24 protein-coding genes are annotated in these 20867 nt (G+C 72.6%); 12 read left to right on the top strand and 12 right to left on the bottom strand.

Annotation, left to right across the window (positions count from 1 at the left end; all coding sequences use genetic code 11):
• Positions 1-9: 9 nt before the first annotated feature.
• A complete protein-coding gene (locus tag ACIPXC_RS29370; protein ID WP_401624113.1) occupies positions 10-480 on the top strand; it encodes a GNAT family N-acetyltransferase in 471 nt (156 codons plus the stop codon).
• A 239-nt stretch (positions 481-719) separates the two neighbouring features.
• On the opposite strand, the gene bioD is transcribed toward ACIPXC_RS29370, so the two are convergent.
• From bioD to bioB, 3 genes are read right to left on the bottom strand one after another with little or no spacing between them, the layout of a single operon-like run.
• Positions 720-1463 (bottom strand): dethiobiotin synthase, encoded by a 744-nt coding sequence (bioD, locus tag ACIPXC_RS29365; RefSeq protein ID WP_401624111.1) that lies wholly within the window; start codon positions 1461-1463, stop codon positions 720-722.
• Between the two features lie 9 nt (positions 1464-1472).
• Positions 1473-2795 carry an adenosylmethionine--8-amino-7-oxononanoate transaminase gene (locus ACIPXC_RS29360; protein WP_401624109.1) on the bottom strand — a complete coding sequence of 441 codons (1323 nt, stop codon included), beginning with the start codon at positions 2793-2795 and terminating at the stop codon, positions 1473-1475.
• On the bottom strand, positions 2788-4053 hold the full coding sequence (bioB, locus tag ACIPXC_RS29355) for a biotin synthase BioB (protein ID WP_401624107.1): 1266 nt from the start codon (positions 4051-4053) through the stop codon (positions 2788-2790). The genes ACIPXC_RS29360 and bioB overlap by 8 nt, the downstream gene beginning before the upstream one ends.
• A gap of 156 nt (positions 4054-4209) precedes the next feature.
• Between bioB and ACIPXC_RS29350 the strand changes: the two genes are divergently transcribed.
• On the top strand, positions 4210-5382 hold the full coding sequence (locus ACIPXC_RS29350; protein WP_392578598.1) for an 8-amino-7-oxononanoate synthase: 1173 nt from the start codon (positions 4210-4212) through the stop codon (positions 5380-5382).
• 43 nt (positions 5383-5425) lie between these two features.
• Here the strand turns inward: ACIPXC_RS29350 and ACIPXC_RS29345 are convergent, their stop codons facing one another.
• On the bottom strand, positions 5426-5656 hold the full coding sequence (locus tag ACIPXC_RS29345; protein ID WP_401624105.1) for a DUF397 domain-containing protein: 231 nt from the start codon (positions 5654-5656) through the stop codon (positions 5426-5428).
• A gap of 13 nt (positions 5657-5669) precedes the next feature.
• Positions 5670-6554: a helix-turn-helix domain-containing protein gene (locus ACIPXC_RS29340; RefSeq protein WP_401624103.1), complete on the bottom strand. Its 885-nt coding sequence runs from the start codon at positions 6552-6554 to the stop codon at positions 5670-5672.
• Positions 6555-6750: 196 nt separating this feature from the next.
• On the opposite strand from ACIPXC_RS29340, the gene ACIPXC_RS29335 reads away from it, so the two are divergent.
• The 8 genes from ACIPXC_RS29335 to ACIPXC_RS29300 all read left to right on the top strand — a co-directional run bounded on the left by ACIPXC_RS29335 (position 6751) and on the right by ACIPXC_RS29300 (position 12498).
• On the top strand, positions 6751-7200 hold the full coding sequence (locus tag ACIPXC_RS29335; RefSeq protein WP_401624101.1) for an ATP-binding protein: 450 nt from the start codon (positions 6751-6753) through the stop codon (positions 7198-7200).
• 353 nt (positions 7201-7553) lie between these two features.
• On the top strand, positions 7554-7856 hold the full coding sequence (locus tag ACIPXC_RS29330) for an urease subunit gamma (RefSeq protein WP_030960114.1): 303 nt from the start codon (positions 7554-7556) through the stop codon (positions 7854-7856).
• Positions 7857-7871: 15 nt separating this feature from the next.
• Positions 7872-8183, top strand: coding sequence for an urease subunit beta (locus ACIPXC_RS29325; protein WP_392064295.1), 312 nt, complete (start codon positions 7872-7874; stop codon positions 8181-8183).
• The gene (locus ACIPXC_RS29320) at positions 8176-9897 is read left to right on the top strand and encodes an urease subunit alpha (RefSeq protein ID WP_401624098.1); all 1722 of its coding nucleotides are present in this window, start codon (positions 8176-8178) and stop codon (positions 9895-9897) included. Before ACIPXC_RS29325 ends, ACIPXC_RS29320 begins: the two co-directional genes overlap by 8 nt.
• A 13-nt stretch (positions 9898-9910) precedes the next feature.
• Positions 9911-10585 (top strand): urease accessory protein UreF, encoded by a 675-nt coding sequence (locus ACIPXC_RS29315; RefSeq protein ID WP_401624096.1) that lies wholly within the window; start codon positions 9911-9913, stop codon positions 10583-10585.
• A gap of 65 nt (positions 10586-10650) precedes the next feature.
• Entirely contained in the window at positions 10651-11346 is a 696-nt protein-coding gene (gene ureG / locus ACIPXC_RS29310; protein ID WP_401624094.1) for an urease accessory protein UreG, read from the top strand.
• Complete coding sequence (locus ACIPXC_RS29305; protein WP_401624092.1) at positions 11343-12128, top strand: urease accessory protein UreD; 786 nt, start codon at positions 11343-11345, stop codon at positions 12126-12128. The genes ureG and ACIPXC_RS29305 overlap by 4 nt, the downstream gene beginning before the upstream one ends.
• Positions 12129-12138: 10 nt before the next feature.
• Positions 12139-12498 carry a hypothetical protein gene (locus tag ACIPXC_RS29300; protein ID WP_401624090.1) on the top strand — a complete coding sequence of 120 codons (360 nt, stop codon included), beginning with the start codon at positions 12139-12141 and terminating at the stop codon, positions 12496-12498.
• Positions 12499-12547: 49 nt separating this feature from the next.
• Here ACIPXC_RS29300 and ACIPXC_RS29295 read toward each other — a convergent pair whose 3' ends face one another.
• From ACIPXC_RS29295 to ACIPXC_RS29270, 6 genes are all read right to left on the bottom strand, one after another.
• Positions 12548-13258, bottom strand: coding sequence for a lysophospholipid acyltransferase family protein (locus ACIPXC_RS29295; protein WP_386464662.1), 711 nt, complete (start codon positions 13256-13258; stop codon positions 12548-12550).
• Between the two features lie 84 nt (positions 13259-13342).
• Entirely contained in the window at positions 13343-13501 is a 159-nt protein-coding gene (locus tag ACIPXC_RS29290; RefSeq protein ID WP_031150049.1) for a hypothetical protein, read from the bottom strand.
• Positions 13502-13533: 32 nt separating this feature from the next.
• Positions 13534-14490 (bottom strand): cytochrome c oxidase assembly protein, encoded by a 957-nt coding sequence (locus ACIPXC_RS29285; RefSeq protein ID WP_401624087.1) that lies wholly within the window; start codon positions 14488-14490, stop codon positions 13534-13536.
• A 101-nt stretch (positions 14491-14591) separates the two neighbouring features.
• Complete coding sequence (locus tag ACIPXC_RS29280; RefSeq protein ID WP_030960129.1) at positions 14592-15617, bottom strand: 6-phosphofructokinase; 1026 nt, start codon at positions 15615-15617, stop codon at positions 14592-14594.
• A gap of 215 nt (positions 15618-15832) precedes the next feature.
• Positions 15833-16561, bottom strand: a complete 729-nt coding sequence (locus ACIPXC_RS29275; RefSeq protein ID WP_401624085.1) for a type 1 glutamine amidotransferase — start codon at positions 16559-16561, stop codon at positions 15833-15835.
• Positions 16562-16589: 28 nt separating this feature from the next.
• A complete protein-coding gene (locus tag ACIPXC_RS29270; protein WP_401624083.1) occupies positions 16590-17828 on the bottom strand; it encodes a MurT ligase domain-containing protein in 1239 nt (412 codons plus the stop codon).
• Between the two features lie 123 nt (positions 17829-17951).
• On the opposite strand from ACIPXC_RS29270, the gene def reads away from it, so the two are divergent.
• On the top strand, positions 17952-18506 hold the full coding sequence (gene def / locus ACIPXC_RS29265; RefSeq protein ID WP_401624081.1) for a peptide deformylase: 555 nt from the start codon (positions 17952-17954) through the stop codon (positions 18504-18506).
• 145 nt (positions 18507-18651) lie between these two features.
• Here the strand turns inward: def and ACIPXC_RS29260 are convergent, their stop codons facing one another.
• Positions 18652-19296, bottom strand: a complete 645-nt coding sequence (locus ACIPXC_RS29260) for a TetR family transcriptional regulator (RefSeq protein ID WP_401624079.1) — start codon at positions 19294-19296, stop codon at positions 18652-18654.
• Positions 19297-19510: 214 nt separating this feature from the next.
• Here ACIPXC_RS29260 and ACIPXC_RS29255 point away from each other — a divergent pair, with 214 nt between their 5' ends.
• A complete protein-coding gene (locus tag ACIPXC_RS29255) occupies positions 19511-20740 on the top strand; it encodes an acyl-CoA dehydrogenase family protein (protein ID WP_386460503.1) in 1230 nt (409 codons plus the stop codon).
• The last annotated feature ends 127 nt before the right edge of the window (positions 20741-20867 follow it).

Here is a 20867-nt window from a genome sequence, read left to right as displayed (position 1 = left end):
GATCCCGGCATGAGTGATCTCCATATCGGCCCCGCGTCGGCCGAGGACCTCCGTGACGTCCTGGACTTCTGGAAGACCGCCGCCGAGGGGACGAGCATCAGCGACGACCTCGCGGGCGTCGAGCGACTCCACGAGCGGGACCCGCGGGCGCTGCTGCTTGCACGCCGCGACGGCGAGCTCGTCGGGACCGTGATCGCCGGGTTCGACGGCTGGCGCTGCCACCTCTACCGGCTCGCCGTGCACCCCGGTCACCGGCGGCAGGGGATAGGCACGGCACTGCTGGCCGCCGCCGAGGAGCGCTTCGCCGGACTCGGCGGGCGGCGGGCCGACGCGATGGTGCTCGACCGCAACGAGCGGGCGCACCCGGCGTGGCAGGCCGCAGGGTACGGGCCCCAGGACCAGTGGACGCGCTGGGTGAAGCCGCTCGCCTCGCCGGCGGGGCCGCGGATTCCCGGGAGCGGGCGCCCCGGCCCCGCGTGAACGCGGGGCCGGGCCCACGGGGCCAACGGGGCCGAAGGGCCAGGGGCCGAAGGGGCGGGGCGCCGCCCCGGTCCCTGGCCCCGGCCCTGGCCCCGGCCCCGGCCCTGGCCCCGGTCCCCGGCCCTGGCCCCGGTCCCCGGCCCTGGCCCCGGTCCCCGCATGTCGGCCCCTGGCCCCGGGCCCGGCACGTCGGCCCCCGGCCCCCGGGCCCGGCACGTCGGCGGGGCCCGGGGTGGTTGTCAGGCGCCGGCGGGGGCGTAGGCCGGCGGGGACCAGGTGGTGAGGAAGGCTTCCGCCGACCAGGTGCCCGACAGCGACGGGGCCAGCCAGGAGGGGGCCGCCGCGCGGAAGCGCTCCGGGGGCAGCCTGCCCGAGCCCTCCGGGATCGCGCCCAGGAGGGGCACCTGCGAGGACTTCGGGAGGTCCGCCAGGTTGCACCGGGCCGCCAGGTCCGCGGACCGCGGCCAGCTCCCGACCACCACGCCCAGCGGGGTCAGGCCCCGGGCCCGCAGGCCCTCCGCTGTGAGGGTCGTGGAGTTGAGGGTCCCCAGGCCCGCCTGGGCGACGATCAGCGTCGGGGCGTCCAGCAGGCGCGCCGCGTCGGCCAGGGTGCTGCCCGCCTCGTCGAACCGCACGAGCAGCCCGCCCGCGCCCTCCACCAGGACCAGGTCGTGGTCCTCGGACAGCCGCCGGGCGGCCTCCGCGATCTGCGTCGGGGCCAGCGTCGGCAGCCCCGCGCGCCGGGCGGCCGTGTCCGGGGCCAAGGGCTCCGGATAGCGGGCCAGTTCCCTCGCCGTGACGGCGGAACCGGCCAGCCGTACCACCTCCGCCGCGTCCCCAGGCTCGTGCGGGCCGACGCCGGTCTGCGCCGGCTTGAGCACCGCCACCGAGCGGCCCGCCGCCACGGCCGCCGCCGCGACGGCCGCGGTGACCACGGTCTTGCCGATCTCCGTGCCCGTCCCGGACACGATCAGTACGGTCATCCCAGCCCCTCAGCCTTCCCGGGCCGCCGCGCACACCGCGCGGCAGATCCGGGCCACATCCGCGTCGCCCGAGACGAACGGCGGCATCACGTAGAGCAGGTCCCGGAACGGCCGCAGCCACACGCCCTCGCGCACCGCCGCCCGGGTGGCCGCCGCCACGTCGACCTCGTGGTCCAGCTGGACCACGCCGATCGCGCCCAGCACGCGTACGTCCCGCACACCGGGGACGTCGGCCGCGGCGGACAGGCCCGCGCGCAGCCCCGCCTCGATCCGCTTGACCTCCAGCGCCCAGTCCTGGCCCAGCAGCAGCTCCACGGAGGCCAGCGCCACCGCAGTGGCCAGCGGGTTCCCCATGAAGGTCGGTCCGTGCGCGAGCACCGGGACCTCGCCCTGGGAGATCCCGTCGGCCACCCGTGCCGTGCACAGGGTCGCCGCCAGCGTGAGGTAGCCGCCGGTCAGGGACTTGCCCAGGCAGATCACGTCCGGGGTGATCCCCGCGTGGTCGGCCGCGAAGAGCGCGCCCGTGCGGCCGAAGCCCGTGGCGATCTCGTCCAGGATCAGCAGAACCCCGTACTCGTCGCACAGTTCGCGCAGCACCCGCAGATAGCCGGGGTTGTGGAAGCGCATGCCGCCCGCACCCTGTACCACCGGCTCCACGATCACGGCGGCCAGCTCGTCCGCGTGCGCGGCGATCACGTCGCGCAGGTGGTCGGCGTACGCGGGATCCACGGGCGTGTCGAAGCCGCCGGGCGGCGCGTCCGCGAAGACCTGCCGCGGAAGGTGACCCTGCCACAGCTCGTGCATGCCGCCCTCGGGGTCGCAGACGGCCATGGGCTGCCAGGTGTCACCGTGGTAGCCGCCGCGCCAGGTCATCAGCCTGGTCTTGCCCGTGCGCCCCAGCGAACGCCAGTACTGCAGACACATCTTGACGGCGACCTCGACGGAGACCGAACCGGAGTCGGCGAGGAAGACGTGCTCCAGTCCCGGCGGGGTGATCTCGACGAGCTTCGCGGCGAGACGGACGGCGGGCTCGTGGGTGAGACCGCCGAACATCACATGCGACATACGGCCGAGCTGCGCGGTCACGGCCTCGTTGAGCACCGGATGGTTGTAGCCGTGGATGGCCGACCACCAGGAGGACATACCGTCGACCAGTTCGTCGTGGCCCTCCCCCTGGGACGGCTCGGCGAGCCTCAGCCGCACCCCCGACGCGGACGCGATGACCAGCGGCTCCTGCCGCCCAGGCATCGGGCCGTACGGGTGCCAGACGTGCTGCCGGTCCAGCGCGAGCAGGTCCGCGCCGGCCGACGGCGGGAGCGACTGCTCAGGCATTGGGGGCGATGTCCGTCCCCGCGCCACGGCGGCGTACCGCCACCAGGTCCGACCGGAGCGCGCCGGGCTCGGCCTGGGCCGGCTGCGCCGCCACCGGGGCGGCCTCCGCGTGCGCGTGCCCGGAGCAGCCGCCGCACGCCGAACCGCAGCCCGCGGCGTCCGCGTCCGCGTCCGAAGCCGCACCCGCACCCGATCCACACAGCGAGGCGCCGCCGCCGGAGCCGCAGCCGCCACCGGCGGGGGCCGCCGCGTCGGAGCGGTGCGCGGGCAGGGTCGTCGTACCGGCGCCCTCCACCTCGAAACCGGCGTCCGCGATCATGTCGAGGTCGGCCTGACCGGCCTGGCCCTCACTGGTGAGGTAGTCACCCAGGAAGATCGAGTTGACGATGTTCAGGGCCAGCGGCTGCAGCGAGCGCAGGTGCACCTCGCGTCCGCCCGCCAGCCGGACCTCGACGTCGGGGCAGACGAACCGCGCCATCGCCAGGATGCGCAGGCAGCGCTGCGGGGTGAGGTTCCACTCCTTGGCCAGCGGAGTGCCCTCGAAGGGGATCAGGAAGTTGACCGGGACCGAGTCGGCGTCCAGCTCGCGCAGCGAGAAGACCACGTCGACGAGGTCCTCGTCGGTCTCGCCCATGCCCGCGATCAGGCCGGAGCAGGCCGACAGGCCCGCCGCGTGCGCCTTCTCCACGGTGTCCACGCGGTCGGCGTAGGTGTGGGTCCTGGTGATCTGGCCGTAGGTGGCCTCGGAGGTGTTCAGGTTGTGGTTGTAGGCGTCGGCGCCCGCCTCGCGCAGCTTCTCCGCCTGGCCGTCCGAGAGCAGACCGAGGCAGGCGCACACCTCGATGCCCTCGTTCTGCTCCTTGATCGCCTCGATCGTCCTGCCGACGCGCTCGACGTCACGGTCCGTCGGACCGCGGCCGCTCGCCACCAGGCAGACCCGCTTCGCCCCGCCCGCGACGCCCGCGGCGGCGGCCTGCGAGGCCTCCTCCGGCCCCAGCCACGTGTACTTGAGGATCTCCGCCTTCGAGCCCAGGCGCTGGGAACAGTAGGAGCAGTCCTCCGGGCACAGGCCCGACTTCAGATTGACCAGGTAGTTCAGCTTGACCCGACGCCCGAACCACTGGCGGCGCACCTTGCCGGCCGCGGCCACCACGTCGAGCAGTTCGTCGTCAGAAGTCGCCAGTACGGCGAGTGCTTCTTCGCGGGTCGGCAGCTCGCGCCGCAGCCCCTTGTCCACCAGGGTGTTCAGCAGGTCCATGGACCAGATCCTGTCCCACACCACCGCTCCCGGCCAAGGAGAGATCGCACAACATGGCCGGATGGGTGTGTGTGTATCACCACACCTGGCGGACCGGCCGCGGCGGCTAGGGTCGGGCTGGTCTGTGGACTGCCGACAAAACACGAGGAATCGCCGATGCCCCAGCACACTGCCGACCCCGCGGACGTCTTCGCCTGGATCGACGCCGCGGAGAGCGTACGGGAGCGGGCCGGACTGGTCCGCACCCTGCGCCCCCGGCCGCCGGTGTCGCCCCTGCTGGACCTCGCGAGCAACGACTACCTCGGCCTGTCCCGGCACCCCGAGACCGTCCGGGGGGCCCGCGAGGCGGCCGAGTGCTGGGGAGCCGGAGCCACCGGTTCCCGTCTCGTCACCGGCACCACCGAGCTGCACGCGGAACTGGAGCGGGAACTCGCCGCCTTCTGCGGGTTCGAGGCCGCGCTCGTCCTGTCCTCCGGGTACGCGGCCAACCTCGCCGCCGTCACGGCACTCAGCGACCGGGGCACGCTCGTCGTCTCCGACGCGGGGAACCACGCCTCCATCGTCGACGGCTGCCGGCTCTCGCGCGCCGGGACGGCGGTGGTCCCGCACTCCGATCCGGACGCCGCGCGCAAGGCTCTCGCCGCGCACGAGGGCCGGGCCCTGCTGGTCAGCGATTCGGTGTTCTCCGTGGACGGGGACGCCGCACCGCTCGCCGGGTACGACGCGGTGTGCCGCGACGCGGGCGCGGCCCTGCTCGTGGACGACGCGCACGGGCTGGGCGTGCTGGGGGAGGGCGGCCGGGGCGCCCTGCACGCCGCCGGGCTGGCCGGCGCGCCCCATGTGGTCGCCACCCTGACGCTCTCGAAGTCACTGGGCAGCCAGGGCGGAGCCGTGCTCGGTCCGGCCAAGGTGATCCGGCACCTCGTCAACACCGCGCGCACCTTCATCTTCGACACCGGGCTGGCCCCGGCCGCCGCGGGCGCGGCACTGGCGAGCCTGCGCCTGCTCCGGCGGGAACCGGAACGCGCCGACCGTGCCCGCGAGGTGGCCGGCCGGCTGTACGGGCGGCTCACCGCGTCCGGCCTGACCGCGGCCCGGCCGGACGCGGCCGTGGTGTCGGTACGGGCCCCGTCCGCCTCGGCGGCACTGCGCTGGGCCGCCGACTGCCGCGAGGCAGGTCTGTCTGTGGGATGCTTCCGCCCGCCGTCGGTGCCGGACGGTATCTCCCGGCTGCGGCTGACCGCCCGGGCCGATCTCACGGGGGACGAGATCGATCGGGCGGTCACGACGATCGTCCGGGCCGCGCCCGCCGGAGCCACGCACTGTTAGACGGGGCTGTCGGACGGGACTGTCAGACGGGTGGACGGGGCTGTCAGACGGGCGCGCGGTCGTCCGCCCGTACGGAGACCAGGAAGCCGTCCCAGGCCGGCCCGGTGAAGAGCACGGCCGGGCCGTCCGTCCGCTTGGAGTCGCGGACGGCCAGCAGGCCGTCGCCGAGGACGGCCGCTTCCACGCAGTTGTTCATGCCGGTGCTGCGGCTGCTCCGCCGCCACCGCGCAGCTCTGATCAGAAGTCCGCTGGTGCTCAAGGGGGTTGCGGACACGGGGGTGCCTCCTCTACGCGTCGTCAGCGAGTGAGCTGATGAGTTCAGACGAGTCCTGGGGCGGGAGGGCGTGCGCCTGGATGGTGCGGAACGCGGCGCCGTACGCCTCTAGGTCTTCCTTCCGCTCCAGATAGAGGCTACTCGTCAAATGGTCGAGTACCACCACATCCAGATCGGCGATGTTCGTAAATGAGAAAATAACGAACGGTCCTGTCAGGCCGAGATGACCACCCACGCTGAACGGCAGTACCTGTAGGGTCACTTGGGGGAGCTGTGCCACCCGGACCAGGTGCCTCAGCTGCTCGCCCATCACCCCCGGCCCGCCGATCTGCCGGCGCAGCACCGCTTCGTCCAGCACCGCACTCAGCTCCAGCGGCGGATCCGCCCGCAGCACCGCCTGCCGGGCGAGCCGTACGTCGACCAGGGCGTCCACCTTCGGCTCCGGCAGCCCACCGAGGGCGGCCCGGGTCACGGCGCGCGCGTACTCGGGGGTCTGCAACAGTCCAGGCACCACGGACAGTTCCACCGTACGGGCGGACCGGGCCCCCGCCTCCAGGCTGATGAAGTCCCGGTACTCCTGGGGCAGCAGCCCCCGGTAGTCGTGCCACCACTGGCGCCCCCGCCCGGTGCCCCCGCCCGGTCCGGGGCCGGCGGCCGAGACGGAGAGGGCCTCCAGCAGCGCCCGCTGTTCCGGGCTCACGACCTCTCCGTAGGCATCGAGAAGCAGTCGGATGTCCTCCGGTTTCACGCCGCTGCGGCCCGTCTCGATGCGGCTGATTTTCGACTGGTGCCATCCCATGATCCGGGCGGCCTCACCACTGGTGAGTCCCGACCGGTCACGCAGGGCACGCAGTTCCTCGCCGAGCTTACGCCGGCGCACCGCGGGACCGTGCTGCACACCCGCCTCCTTCCACCGGCACAGGTCGCACCAGTCTGCCGTCCAAATACGCTCTTCCGTAGCAGAGTTCACCGCAACGGGCGACAGATATATGCACATCTTTGGGGAAAGGCAGGTGCGGCGCCACGATGGGTGGCACTCTGGCGTCCAGCACAGATCCGGGGAGTTTCCGACCCGGTGGGAAAGGGACGTCGCCATGGCAGACCACCAGGAAGCATCCGTCACTCTGCCGAGCGATCCCGCCTCGGTGGCCGCTGCCCGGCGCTACGTCGCGGAGGTGCTGTGCGCATGGGGACTGCCCGATGACGCCGAAACCGCGGACAGCGTCCGGCTGATCGTCTCGGAGCTCGCCACCAACGCCGTACAGCATACTTTCGGCCAGTCGCCCACCTTCACCGTCGACATCCGTCTGGAGCGAGAGGAATGGCTCCGGGTCGGGGTGACCGACAGCCACCCGCGATGGCCCAGGCGGCTTCCGGCCGCCGTCCAGCAGGACAACGGCCGGGGGCTGGTCATCATCCGCTGGCTCGCCGCGGAGGCGGGCGGCCGGCTCTCGGTCACCCCCACCGAGGAGGGCGGCAAGACGGTCTGGATCGCCCTGCCCTGGACCGCGGGCGCACCCGCCGCGGCGGCCGGCGGCTGCTGACCGCACCACTGCGCCGCCGGACCGTCCGTGCACGCCGGGCGCCCGGACGGCCGGGCGCCCGGCTCTCTCCGTATACGGAAGACGGCCCCCGGGGGCCGCGGGCCCGAACCGGGAGCCTTCCCGAAACGTGGGTTAACGCAGCGGAAAAGAGCGGACCCTAGCGTGGCGGTCACGTGCGACCACCAGTGATCACCCATGAGCCGGTAAAGCTGCGGTGGGCGCAACGGAAAGCCTTCCCCCACGTTGGGCAAGGGACGCTTGGGTCGGAAATGTGCAGGTCAACAGAGCGTTGAAGGCCGTTAGGGTCGCCATCGGCGCGAAGTCGATCTTGTCCTGGAAGCTTGGTGATACGAGTGCAACTGACACCGCACGAACAGGAGCGACTGCTCATCCACGTGGCCGCGGACGTGGCCGGGAAGCGGAAGGCGCGCGGGGTGCTCCTCAACCACCCCGAGGCGGTGGCGCTGATCACGTCGCACATCCTCGAAGGGGCCCGCGACGGCCGCACGGTGGCTGAGCTGATGGCCTCCGGCCGCACCGTGCTGAGCCGCGCGGACGTCATGGAGGGGATCCCCGAGATGATCCATGACGTGCAGGTCGAGGCGACCTTCCCGGACGGCACCAAACTCGTCACGGTCCACGACCCCATCGTCTGACAAGGAGCACCCCGCATGATCCCCGGCGAAATCGCCTTCGGTGAGGGACCGGTGCTCCTCAACGAGGGCCGCCCCGTCACCCGTCTCACCGTGCTCAACGCCGCCGACCGGCCCGTGCAGGTCGGCTCCCACTACCACTTCGCCGAAGCCAATCCCGGCCTCGACTTCGACCGCGCGGCGGCCCACGGGCTCCGGCTCAACATCGCCGCCGGCACGGCCGTGCGCTTCGAGCCGGGCATCCCGGCGGCGGTGGAACTCGTCCCGCTGGCGGGCGCGCGGACTGTACCCGGACTGCGCGGCGAGACCGGGGGGCCGCTCGATGGCTGAGATCTCCCGCCGGGTGTACGCGGACCTCTTCGGCCCGACGGCCGGCGACCGGATCCGCCTCGCGGACACCGACCTCTTCGTCGAGATCGAGCAGGACCTCGCCGGCGGCCCCGGCCGGTCGGGCGACGAAGCCGTCTTCGGCGGCGGCAAGGTGATCCGCGAATCCATGGGCCAGGCCCGCACCACCCGGGCCGAGGGTGCGGCCGACACCGTGATCACCGGAGTCGTGATCCTCGACCACTGGGGCATCGTCAAGGCCGACCTCGGCATCCGCGACGGCCGGATCTGCGGCATCGGCAAGGCCGGCAACCCCGACACCATGGACGGTGTCGACCCCGCCCTGGTCATCGGCCCCGAGACCGAGATCATCGCGGGCAACGGGAAGATCGTCACCGCCGGCGCCATCGACGCCCACGTGCACTTCATCTCCCCGACGGTCGTCGACGAGGCCCTCGCCTCCGGGATCACCACCCTGGTCGGCGGCGGCACCGGACCGGCCGAGGGCACCAAGGCCACCACCGTCACCCCCGGGCCCTGGCACCTGGCCCGGATGTTCGCGGCGCTGGAGGCCCACCCGGTCAACATCGGCCTCCTCGGCAAGGGAAACACCACCTCCCGCGAGGCCATGCACTCCCAACTGCGCGGTGGAGCCCTCGGCTTCAAGATCCACGAGGACTGGGGGGCCACCCCCGCCGCCATCGACGCCTGCCTGAGCGTCTGCGACGAGACCGGCGCCCAGGTCGCCATCCACACCGACACGCTCAACGAGGCGGGCTTCGTCGCCGACACCCTCGCGGCCATCGCCGGCCGGACCATCCACTCGTACCACACCGAGGGCGCGGGCGGCGGGCACGCACCCGACATCATCACCGTGGTCTCCGAGCCGAACGTCCTGCCCAGCTCCACCAACCCCACCCGGCCGCACACCGTCAACACCGTCGAGGAACACCTCGACATGCTGATGGTCTGCCACCACCTCAACCCCGCCGTCCCCGAGGACCTCGCCTTCGCCGAGTCCCGCATCCGGCCCTCGACGATCGCCGCCGAGGACGTCCTGCACGACCTCGGTGCCATCTCCATCATCTCCTCCGACTCCCAGGCCATGGGGCGCGTCGGCGAGGTGGTGCTGCGCACCTGGCAGACCGCCCACGTGATGAAGCGGCGCCGTGGCTTCCTCCCCGGCGACGGACCCGCCGACAACCACCGGGCCCGCCGCTACGTCGCCAAGTACACGATCAACCCCGCCGTGGCCCAGGGGATCGCCCGCGACGTCGGCTCGGTCGAGACCGGAAAGCTCGCCGACCTGGTGCTGTGGAACCCGGCCTTCTTCGGTGTCAAGCCCGAGGTCGTCATCAAGGGCGGCCAGATCGCTTACGCGCAGATGGGCGACGCCAACGCCTCCATCCCCACCCCCCAGCCCGTCCTGCCCCGACCGATGTTCGGCGGCCACGGCCGTGCGCCCGGCATGAACTCGCTGAACTTCACCGCCCAGGCCGCGCTCGACGACGGCCTGCCCGAACGGCTCGGACTCGGCAAGCGGTTCACCGCCATAGAGACCACCCGCAAGGTGACCAAGGCGGACATGCGCAACAACGACGCCATGCCCCGGGTCGAGGTCGACGCCGACACCTTCACCGTCACCATCGACGGCGAGGCCGTGGAGCCCGCGCCCGCGGCGGAACTTCCCATGGCCCAGCGCTACTTCCTCTTCTGATGGGCCCCCGCGCATGAGCCTCGCCGCCCTGCTCGTCCTCGCGGACGGCCGGTTCCCCGCCGGGGGGCACGCCCACTCCGGCGGGGCCGAGGCCGCCTGCAAGGCGGGCCGGATCCACGACGCCGCCACCCTGGAGGACTTCTGCCGGGGCAGGCTGCACACCGCCGGGCTCACCGCGGCGGCACTCGCCGCCGCGGCGGCCCTCGGGCTCGATCCGGCCGTGCTCGACGCCGCGGCCGACGCCCGCACCCCGTCGCCCGCGCTGCGCACCGCGGCGCGGCGGCTGGGCCGCCAACTGCTGCGGGCGGCGCGGGCGACCTGGCCCGACCCCGCACTGGATCGGCTCGCCGCCGTCTTCCCGCGCGGCGCCCACCAGCCCGTCGTGCTCGGCCTCACCGCCCGGGCGGCCGGGCTCGGGCCGCTCGACGCCGCGCACGTGGCGGCGTACGAGAGCGTCGGAGGCCCTGCCACCGCCACCGTGCGGCTGCTGGGCCTGGACCCCTTCGAGGCGAGCGGGGTCCTGGCCCGGCTCGCCCCCGAGCTCGACGCCGTCGCGGCCCGGGCCGCCGAGGCCGGACGCCGGGCGCTGCTGGACGGACCCGAGGCCCTGCCGGCGGCCTCCTCGCCGCTGCTGGAGATCGCGGCCGAGGTCCATGCCGGCTGGCCGGTACGCCTGTTCGCCTCCTGACCACCCGGCGCCCGCCGCCCGCCGACCGGCGCCCCACCGCACCCCTTCGACCACGGGAGCACCCCATGCACCTCGACCACGCCGTCGCCCACACCCACCGGCACACCCACAGTGCCGAACCGCTGCGCGCCGACGGCACCCGGCGCGCCCTGCGCATCGGCCTCGGCGGACCCGTCGGCTCCGGCAAGACCGCCACCGTCGCCGCCCTCTGCCGCGCCCTGCGCACCGACCTGTCCATGGCGGTGGTCACCAACGACATCTACACCCGCGAGGACGCCGAGTTCCTGCTGCGCGAAGCGGTCCTGCCGCCGGAGCGGATCACCGCCGTCGAGACCGGAGCCTGCCCGCACACCGCCATCCGCGACGACATCTCCGCCAATCTGGAGGCCGTCGAAGAACTGGAGGACGCCTTCCGCGAGCACGCCCCGCTCGACCTGATCCTCGTCGAGTCCGGCGGGGACAACCTCACCGCCACCTTCTCCCGAGGGCTCGTCGACGCCCAGATCTTCGTCATCGACGTCGCCGGCGGGGACGACATCCCGCGCAAGGGAGGCCCTGGCGTCACCACCGCCGACCTCCTCATCGTCAACAAGACCGATCTCGCCCCCCACGTCGGCTCCGACCTCGACCGGATGGCCCGCGACGCCGCCGGGCAACGCGGCGAGCTGCCCGTGGCCTTCCAGTCGCTGCGCGGCCCCGAGGGTGTGGCCCCGGTGGCCGACTGGGTCCGCGCGCGGATCGCCGCCTGGACCGTACGGTGACCACCGCGCCCCCCGTCGCCCCGCCCGCCACGGGGGTGCGGGCCACGGCCCGCATCCACGCCGTGGCCGACGGGAGGGGCGGGACCGCACTGCCCCTGCTGGCCGGTGAGGGCCCGCTCGCCCTGCGCCGCACCCGTGGCGGGGAGGCCGAGGCCGGCGTCGTCCTGGTCGGCGCGATGAGCGCCCCGCTCGGCGGCGACCACCTCACCGTCCGTGCCACCGCCGGGCCCGGGGCCCGGCTGGCCCTGGCCTCGGCGGCGGCCACCCTGGCCCTGCCCGGCCGGGCGGGCGAGCCCGCGCGCTACGACGTGGATCTGGACCTGGAGGACGGAGCCGCGGTGCGGTGGCTGCCGGAGCCCCTCGTCTCGGTCCGCGGCAGCGACCTGCGGGTGCGCACCCGCGTCCGCCTCGCGCCGACCGCCCGCCTGCTGCTGCGCGAGGAACAGGTGCTCGGACGGCACGGTGAGCCGTCCGGCCTGCTGCGCAGCCGCCTCACCGTCACCCGGGGCGGCCGGCCGCTGCTGGACCAGGAGCTCGCCTGCGGCCCCGGCGCCCCCGGCGGCTGGGACGGCCCGGCCGGCCTCGCCGGACACCGGGCCGTCGGACAACTCCTCGTCGTGGATCCCGCGTTCGAAGAGGACCCGCCGCCGGCCGCCGTGCTCGGCGAGTACGCCGCGGCCACCGCGCTGGCCGGTGCGGCCGTCCTCGTGACGGCCCTGGCCGCGGACGCCCTCCGGCTGCGCGAAGTCCTCGACGAAGCCTGCCGCACCTACGACCGCTGAACGCGGGACGATGCGGGCTCCGCTCGCCAGAACCGCCGGGGCCGTCAGGAGCGACGCCGTCTTCCACCTCGGCGACACCCGCGCGCAGGTCGACGCCAGGGGGCAGGAGCTCCGTGGCGAGGCCAAGGCCAACCCGTTCGGCGGAATCGTCGGCCCGGCCGACCCCATGGGCTTCTTCCGGAGCGCCCCGTACTACGACTCCTGCCGGGTGCCCGTAGCCCAGACCTTCGCGGCATGGGCGGCCGGTGACGAGCATGCCCCCCGCACGCCGCGCCGGTCGCCACGGCCGCGGCCGCCGCCGGGCGGTCGCTCGACCACGGCACCGGTGCGGGCCGGCCGCAGCGCGAGGAGCCCCCCCGCCGTCCGTTGAGGACGGGAAGCCGGGCAGCCGCCGGGTGGGCGGTGACGAGGGAGAGGGCTCAGCGCGTCGTGCGCCGGGCCTTCTTCCGCGCCTGCTCCTCCTCGGCCTTCACCTCGGCCGCGTACCGGTCGACGTACTCCTGCCCGGACAGGTTGAGGATCGCGTACATGATCTCGTCGGTGACCGCCCGCAGGACGGCGCGCTCGCCCTCCATGCCGGCGTACCGGGAGAAGTCCAGCGGCTCACCGAAGCGGATCGTCACCCGCCGGATGTTCGGGATCCGCTGCCCGGGCGGCTGGATCTCGAAGGTACCCACCATCGCGCAGGGGATGACCGGCACGCCGGCGCCCAGGGCCATCGCGGCCACGCCCACCTTGCCCTTGTAGAGCCGGCCGTCGTGCGAGCGCGTCCCCTCCGGGTAGATGCCCAGCAGCTCGCCCTTGGCCAGGACCCCCAGCCCCTCGCGCAGAGCGGCCTGTCCGGCGTCCTTGCCGGACCGGTCCACCGGGATCTGGCCGGCGCTGCGGAAGAACGCCGCGGTGAGCCTGCCCTTGAGCCCGGGGCCGGTGAAGTACTCGGCCTTCGCCAGGAAGGTGATCCGCCGCGCCAGGATCGCGGGCATCAGGAAGTGGTCGGAGAACGACAGGTGATTGCCCGCGACGATCGCGGCGCCCTCCGCGGGGATGTTCTCCAGCCCCTCGATCCGCGGCCGGAACAGCAGCCGCAGCAGCGGACCGAGGAACACGTGCTTGAGCAAGTGGTAGAACACCAGGCCGCTCCTGTCGGTTTCCCGTCGTCACTGCCATATTACGGACGGTGAGCCCCGGGAAGGAGGGGGCGGTGGTGACCTTCCTCAGGCATTGCGCGAGGCGGCCATCCCCGCGGTCAGCAGCCCCAGCACCACCCAGCCGAACCACAGCCAGCCGTTGCTGCCGAGGACCACCGAATACGTGGCCACGGCCACCAGTGCGGCGAAGGTCATGACTGCCATCGCCTTAACGGATCCGGTCATGCCCCATGGTGGCGCGCCGGAGCGGGGTCGCGCTACTGGCCACGCGCTTGGAGCGAGGCGAGATACGCGTTGTACGCCTCCAGCTCCTGGTCGCCGTTGCGGTCCGCGGCCCGGTCGGAGCGCTTCGCGGCCCGCTGCTCGGAGTGGTACCACTGGTAGATCAGGGCGATCAGCACCAGCACCGAGGGGATCTCGCTGAATGCCCAGGCGATGCCGCCGCCCCACTGCTGGTCGAGCAGCGGATCGATGCCGAGGGAGGCCGGCGGGTTCGCGTACGTCTTGATCATCGGCTGGCTCGCCATCATCAGGGCGATGCCGAAGAACGCGTGGAAGGGCATGCCCGCGAAGAGCTCCAGCATCCGCATGACGTAGCCCGGACGGTGCGGGCCGGGGTCGATGCCCATGATCGGCCAGAAGAAGATCATGCCGACCGCGAAGAAGTGGACCATCATCGCGATGTGTCCGGTGCGGCTCTCCATCAGGAAGTCGAAGAGCGGGGTGAAGTACAGCGCGTACAGGCTCGCGATGAACATCGGGATCGTGAAGGCCGGATGGGTGATCACCCGCATGTACCGGCTGTGCAGGAGCGCCAGCAGGAGCTCGCGCGGCCCCTTGCGTCCGCGGCCCGCGGGCGGCAGTGCGCGCAGCGCCAGCGTCACCGGGGCGCCCAGCAGGACCAGGATCGGGGTGATCATGCTGATCACCATGTGCTGGACCATGTGCACGCTGAACATGACCATGCCGTAGTCGTTCAGCTTGGTGCACATCACCAGGATCACGGTGAGCACGCCGAGGGTGAACGCGATCGTCCGGCCCAGCGGCCAGGAGTCCCCGCGACGGCGCAGCCGCAGCACGCCCCACCCGTACAGGGCGAGCCCGATCAGGGAGCCGAACAGGAAGAACGCGTCGAAGGAGAACTCCAGCCCGCGCCCGAGAGTGAACGGCGGCAAGTCCATGTGCATGTCCATGCCGTGCCCGCTGTGGTCCATCTGTTCACTCCCTCGACTGTGCTGCCCCACCACATTAGTGCCGCCCCCGTACGCTCGTGCGCGCGGGGGCGGTTCTGCCGCAAATGGGACGCCGGGAGCGGTCAGAGAACCGTCTGGGCCTCTTCGTAGCGCTCGGCCGGGACGGTCTTCAGGGTCGAGGTCGCCTCGGCGAGCGGGACCATCTCGATCTCCGTGCCGCGCAGCGCGGTCAGCATGCCGAACTCGCCCCGGTGCGCCGCTTCCACCGCGTGCCAGCCGAACCGGGTGGCGAGGACCCGGTCGTACGCGGTGGGCGTACCACCGCGCTGGACGTGACCCAGGATCACCGGCCGGGCCTCCTTGCCCAGGCGGTTCTCCAGCTCGACGGCCAGCAGGTTGCCGATGCCGGCGAACCGCTCGTGGCCGTAGATGTCCTTGCCGCGCTCCTCGAAGGCCATCGAGCCGGGCTTCGGCTTGGCGCCCTCGGCGACCACGACGATCGCGAACCGCTTGCCCGCGGAGAACCGCTCGCCGACGATCGCGGTCAGCTCGTCGATGTCGAAGGGGCGCTCCGGTACGACGATCGCGTGCGCGCCGGCCGCCATGCCCGAGTGCAGGGCGATCCAGCCGGTGTGGCGGCCCATGACCTCGACGACCATCACACGCTGGTGCGACTCGGCGGTGGTCTTCAGACGGTCCAGCGCCTCCGTGGCGACCCCGACGGCGGTGTCGAAGCCGAAGGTGACGTCGGTGGAGGCGATGTCGTTGTCGATGGTCTTCGGGACGCCGACGATCGGCAGACCGGCCTGCGAGAGCAGGTTCGCGGCCTTCAGGGTGCCTTCGCCGCCGATCGGGATGATCGCGTCGAGGCCGAGGTCGGCGACGTGCCCGCGGGCACGCTCGACACCGTCGCGCAGGTGCGCGGGCTGGACCCGGGAGGAGCCCAGGATGGTGCCGCCGCGGGCGAGGATGCCGGCGACGGCATCGAGGTCGAGCTTGCGGTAGTCCGCCTCCAGCAGGCCCTTCCAGCCGTCGTGGAAACCGATCACCTCGTCGCCGTGGTCGACGACGGCGCGGTGTACGACGGAGCGGATGACGGCGTTGAGGCCGGGGCAGTCGCCACCGGAAGTGAGCACACCTATGCGCATGGCAGAAGAGACCTTTGCAACGTGGGCCGGCGACCGGACCACGTCGTCCGGTTGGAACTACGGCCACCCTACAAGCGGTTTGGAGGTGTGCTGAACCATCCTCCACATGCTGGTCGTGATCGTCGTGCGAAACGACGTCGGCCCGGTTCCCCCTAGGGAGAACCGGGCCGAACACATGATGCGGAGGCCGCCCCGATGAGCGCTCCGCGGGGGTGCTAGGCGGGCTGCGTCGCGGCCGCGATCCGCTCCGCGCGCAGCGCCTCGTACCACCGGTCGTCCATGGCCGGGAGGGCGTTCACGTCGAGCGCCAGCTTCAGCAGCAGGTCCGCGATCTGCGGGTTGCGCGCCATCACGGGCCCGTGCATGTAGGTGCCGAACACCGTGTCGTTGTACGCGCCTTCGGTGCCGTCGCCGGTGCCGTTGCCGCGGCCCATGGTCACCCGGGCGAACGGCTTCGCCGTCGGGCCGAGGTGGGTGACGCCCTGGTGGTTCTCGAAGCCGGTCAGCTGCGGCAGGCCCAGCCGGGGGTCGATGTCGGCGAGGACGTCGCCGACGCACCGCTCGCCCTCACCGCGCACGGTGACGACGTCCAGGAGGCCGAGGCCCTCCTGGCGCTGGCCCTGGTCGTTGACGAACTCTTTGCCCAGGATCTGGTAGCCGGCGCACACGGAGAAGACGATCGCCCCGTTCGAGACGGCCCGCTCCAGACCGCCGTCGCGCAGCAGCCGCTCCGCGGCCAGGCGCTGCGGACGGTCCTCGCCGCCGCCGATCAGGTAGATGTCGCCCGAGGTGGGGATGGGCTGGTCGCTGCGCACGTCCACGCGCTGGACGTCCAGGCCGCGCTGGCGGGCCCGGCGCTCCACGACGAGGGCGTTGCCCTGGTCTCCGTACGTGCTGAGCAGGTCGGGGTAGACCCACACCAGACGCAGGCTGTTGTCGCTCATGCTCGTGTGTCCTCTGGGGGTATGAGTACTAGTTGCCGACGCGGCGGCGCACGTCCTGGAAGGCGGTGTAGTTGGCGATCAGCTCGATCTGGCCGGGCGGCGCGAGCTGCACGGCCTCGTCGAGGGTCTCGCACACCCGGAAGTCCAGGCCCGCGACCTCCAGGCGGACCGCGAGGTCCAGCTTGCGGTCGCCGATCACGAAGATCGGGTGGCCCGCGAGGCGCGGGTAGTCGACGTCCCACAGCCAGGAGGTGTCGGTCCCGTCGGCGCCGCGCGCGTTCACGGAGAGGATCACCGGGCTCGGCGGCGGGTCGATCAGCGAAAACGTTTCGAGCCAGCCCGCCGGGTTCTTCGCGAGCAGCAGCCGCAGCTCACGGCCCTGGAAGTGGACGACGTCGTAGCGTCCGGCGACGGCCTGCACCTGGTACATCCGCTCCAGCGCGACCTGTGGCGGGACCCCGAAGACGGCGGCCACGGCGGCCGAGGTGGCGGCGTTGGCCTTGTTGGCGCGGCCGGGCAGCTGGAGGTGGATCGGCCAGGCCGAGCCGTGCGGGTCCAGCACGTGGTCGCCGGAGAGCACCCAGGCCGGGGTCGGGCGGCGGAAGCCGCACTCGCCGCAGAACCAGTCGTCGCCCGGGCGCTGCATGACACCGCCGCAGGAGGGGCACGACCAGGCGTCGTCCTTCCACTCCTGGCCGGCCGCCACCCACACCACGTTCTGGGAGGAGGAGGCGGCCCAGACGATCAGCGGGTCGTCGCAGTTGGCGACGATGACGGCCTTGGAGCCCTGGAGGCCCTCACGCCACTTCTCCGCGAGCATGCGGGTCTCGGCGGCGCGGTCCAGCTGGTCGCGGGAGAGGTTGAGCAGGGCGATCACCTTGGGGGTGACGTCCCGGGCCACTCCGGCCAGGTACTTCTCGTCGACCTCGATGACGCCGTACTTGGCGTCCGAGCCGCCGGCGAGCGCCGAGGTGATGCCGGCCGGCATGTTGGCGCCGAGGGCGTTGGAGACGACCGGACCGCTGGCCCGCAGGGCCTCGGCGATCAGCCGGGTCGTCGTGGTCTTGCCGTTCGTCGCTGATACGAGGACGACGTCGAGGTGTTGCGCCAGCGCGCCGAGAAGATCGGGGTCGAGCCTGAGTGCGACCTTGCCGCCGATCACCGATCCGCTTCCGCGTCCCGCGGCCCGCGACACCGCCGCCGCGGCCTTGCCCGCCGTCACGGCCAGCTTGGCCCGCGGCGAAAGCGGCTCCGTGTTGCCTGCCATCGTCCCTTGTCCTCCTAGCGTCGGTCGGCCCCAGCCTATCCAGTACCGGCCGGAGCCTTGACCGCGGCGCCCCAGCCCCGCCGCGGATCTCCTCATACAGTCGCCCGTCGTACGCTTACGGCCATGCGACAGCGCCTCATCCCCGGTACCACCGGACTCGTCCGCACCATGAGCCTGCTGGGTGATCCGGTGCTCCACTCGCCCTGCGCCGAGGTCACCGAATTCGGTCCGGCCCTCGACCGGCTGATCGAGGACATGTTCGCGACGATGTACGCCGCCGAGGGCGTCGGCCTCGCCGCGAACCAGATCGGTGTCGCCCAGCGGGTGTTCGTCTACGACTGTCCCGATGACGAAGAGGTACGGCACGTCGGGCACATCGTCAACCCGCGTCTGGTGACGGCCGACGGGGACGAGTTCCTCGGGCCCGAGGGCTGCCTGTCCCTGCCGGGGCTGGAGGCGGGCACCGTCCGCTTCGACCACGCGGTCGTGGAGGGGGTCACCTCGGACGGTGCCGCGGTGCGTATCTCCGGGACGGGCTTCTTCGCACGCTGCCTCCAGCACGAGTGCGACCACCTCGACGGGACCGTGTACGCGGACCGCGTGACGGGGATGCGCGCCCGCCGGCTGCAGCGGGCGATCCGCAAGGCCCCGTGGGACCCCGGCCCGGCGCGCGGCTAGCTCCGTTCTTCGCGGGCCAGGGGGTTTCCTGCCGATCGGATCCTGGGCGCCGGCCCGGACCCGGTGGCCCGCTCGGCTCCGCCCGGGGCCGTCCCGCGCGGTGTCTTCGTCGCCGGAGGCGGCCGTGGCGGGACCGGAGCGGAACTCAGAAGCCGGGACCGTCCTCGCGGTTGCCGGCGGTGGACAGGCGGCCCCAGAGGAGGTCGGTGAGCCCCGTGACCAGGTCCGCGCGCTCGCAGGGGCGTTCGCCCAGCCACCAGTCGCCGGCCGCGTGCATCATACCGACGATGCCGTGGCCCCAGACCCGGGCCAGCTGCTCCCCGCCCGGGCCGAGGTCGACCCGCTCGCTGATCACCCGGGCCAGCTCCTCGCCGAGTCGGCGCAGCAGCGGGGCCGAGTGCAGGCCCACGTCGAATCCGCGCTCGGCGGTGTGCGAGTCCTCCGCCGGGTGCATCAGGAAGCGGTAGACCTGCGGGCGGGCCTCGATGGCGGCGAGGTAGGTGTCGAGGGTCGACTCCACCCGCCGACGGCGCTCGGCGGGGGCGTCGAGCGCCGCCCGCAGCGAGTCGAGCAGCGCGTCGGTGTGCCGGACGGCGAGTGCCTGGTAGAGGCCCGCCTTGTCCCCGAAGTGCCGGTAGAGGATGGGTTTGGTGATGCCGGCCTCGGCCGCGATGGCGTTCATGGAGGCCTTGGGGCCGTCCCTGAGCACGACCCGGTCGGCGGCTTCGAGCAGCTCGCGCCGACGGCGTTCGGCCGCTCCCGGTTCGCCGGTCTGCTGCGTGGTCTCCATGACGTGTTCTCTCCCCGCCCTTGCGATGTGCCTGACGCCCACGCAACGTAACACCCGAGGCGCCCCGGCGATCGAACCGGCGGGCACGACCTGAGGGCCGTCGACGGCATCGCTCGTGCTTGACAGTGCTTACTCGCCGGTAACAGACTGTGGTCCCCACGCAGGTTACCGCTGGTAACTTCCGGAGCGAACGAGTACGACAGGTGGAGGGGACATGGCGGAGTTCACCATGGAGCTGAACGACGACCAGAAGCAGGTGCGGGACTGGATCCACGGCTTCGCGGCCGATGTGATGCGACCCGCCGCCGCCGAATGGGACGAGCGCGAAGAGACTCCGTGGCCCGTCATCCAGGAGGCCGCCAAGGTCGGCATCTACTCCCTGGACTTCTACGCCCAGCAGTTCTTCGACCCGACCGGGCTCGGCATCCCGATGGCCATGGAAGAGCTCTTCTGGGGCGACGCCGGCATCGCGCTGTCCATCGTCGGTACCGGGCTCGCGGCGATCGGCGTCGTGGCCAACGGCACCGAGGAGCAGATCGGCACCTGGATCCCCCAGATGTACGGCACCCCCGACGACGTGAAGGTCGCCGCCTTCTGCTCCTCCGAGCCCGACGCCGGCTCGGACGTCGGCTCGATGCGCACCCGGGCCGTCTACGACCAGGCCAAGGACGAGTGGGTGCTCAACGGCACCAAGACCTGGGCCACCAACGGCGGTATCGCCAACGTCCACATCGTCGTGGCCGTCGTCGACCCGGAGCTGGGCACCAAGGGGCACGCCTCCTTCATCGTGCCGCCGGGCACCCCCGGGCTGTCCCAGGGGCAGAAGTTCAAGAAGCACGGCATCCGCGCCTCCCACACCGCCGAGGTGGTCCTGGAGGACGTACGCATCCCCGGCAACTGCCTGCTGGGCGGCAAGGAGAAGCTGGACGAGCGGCTCGCACGGGCCAGGGAGCGTGCGCGCAGCGGCGGGGGCGAGCGGGTCAAGAACGCGGCCATGGCGACCTTCGAGGCCTCGCGGCCGGCCGTCGGGGCGATGGCGGTGGGCACCGCGCGCGCCGCGTACGAGGTCGCCCTCGACTACGCGAAGACCCGTACGCAGTTCGGCCGCCCGATCATCGACAACCAGGGCGTGGCCTTCCAGCTGGCCGACATGCGCACGCAGATCGACGCCGCCCGGCTGTTGGTGTGGCGGGCCTCGTGGATGGCGGTCGCGGGGCGGCCCTTCGAATCGGCGGAGGGTTCGATGTCCAAGCTCTTCGCGAGCGAGGTCGCCAAGAAGGTCACCGCCCAGGCCGTCCAGATCCTCGGCGGCAACGGCTTCACCCGCGAGTACCCGGTGGAGCGCATGCACCGCGACAGTGCGATTTACACGATCTTCGAGGGGACGAGCGAGATCCAGCGGCTGGTGATCGCGCGGACGATCTCCGGCATGCCGATCCGCTAGCGCGGAGCCGAACGAATCCGCGGGGCCCTGCGGCCCCGCGGGCCCGCGGCCGTGCGGTACCGAGGCCTGCGGGCCCTGGGGCGGGTGGGCGGTGCACCCGTGCCGGGCCCGCTGCGGTACGGGTCCG

It is taken from the genome of Streptomyces sp. NPDC090021 (assembly GCF_044748225.1).
Taxonomy (GTDB): domain Bacteria; phylum Actinomycetota; class Actinomycetes; order Streptomycetales; family Streptomycetaceae; genus Streptomyces.
Note: the sequence above shows the minus strand (reverse complement) of the source record. Positions and strands in the feature narration are given on the sequence as shown.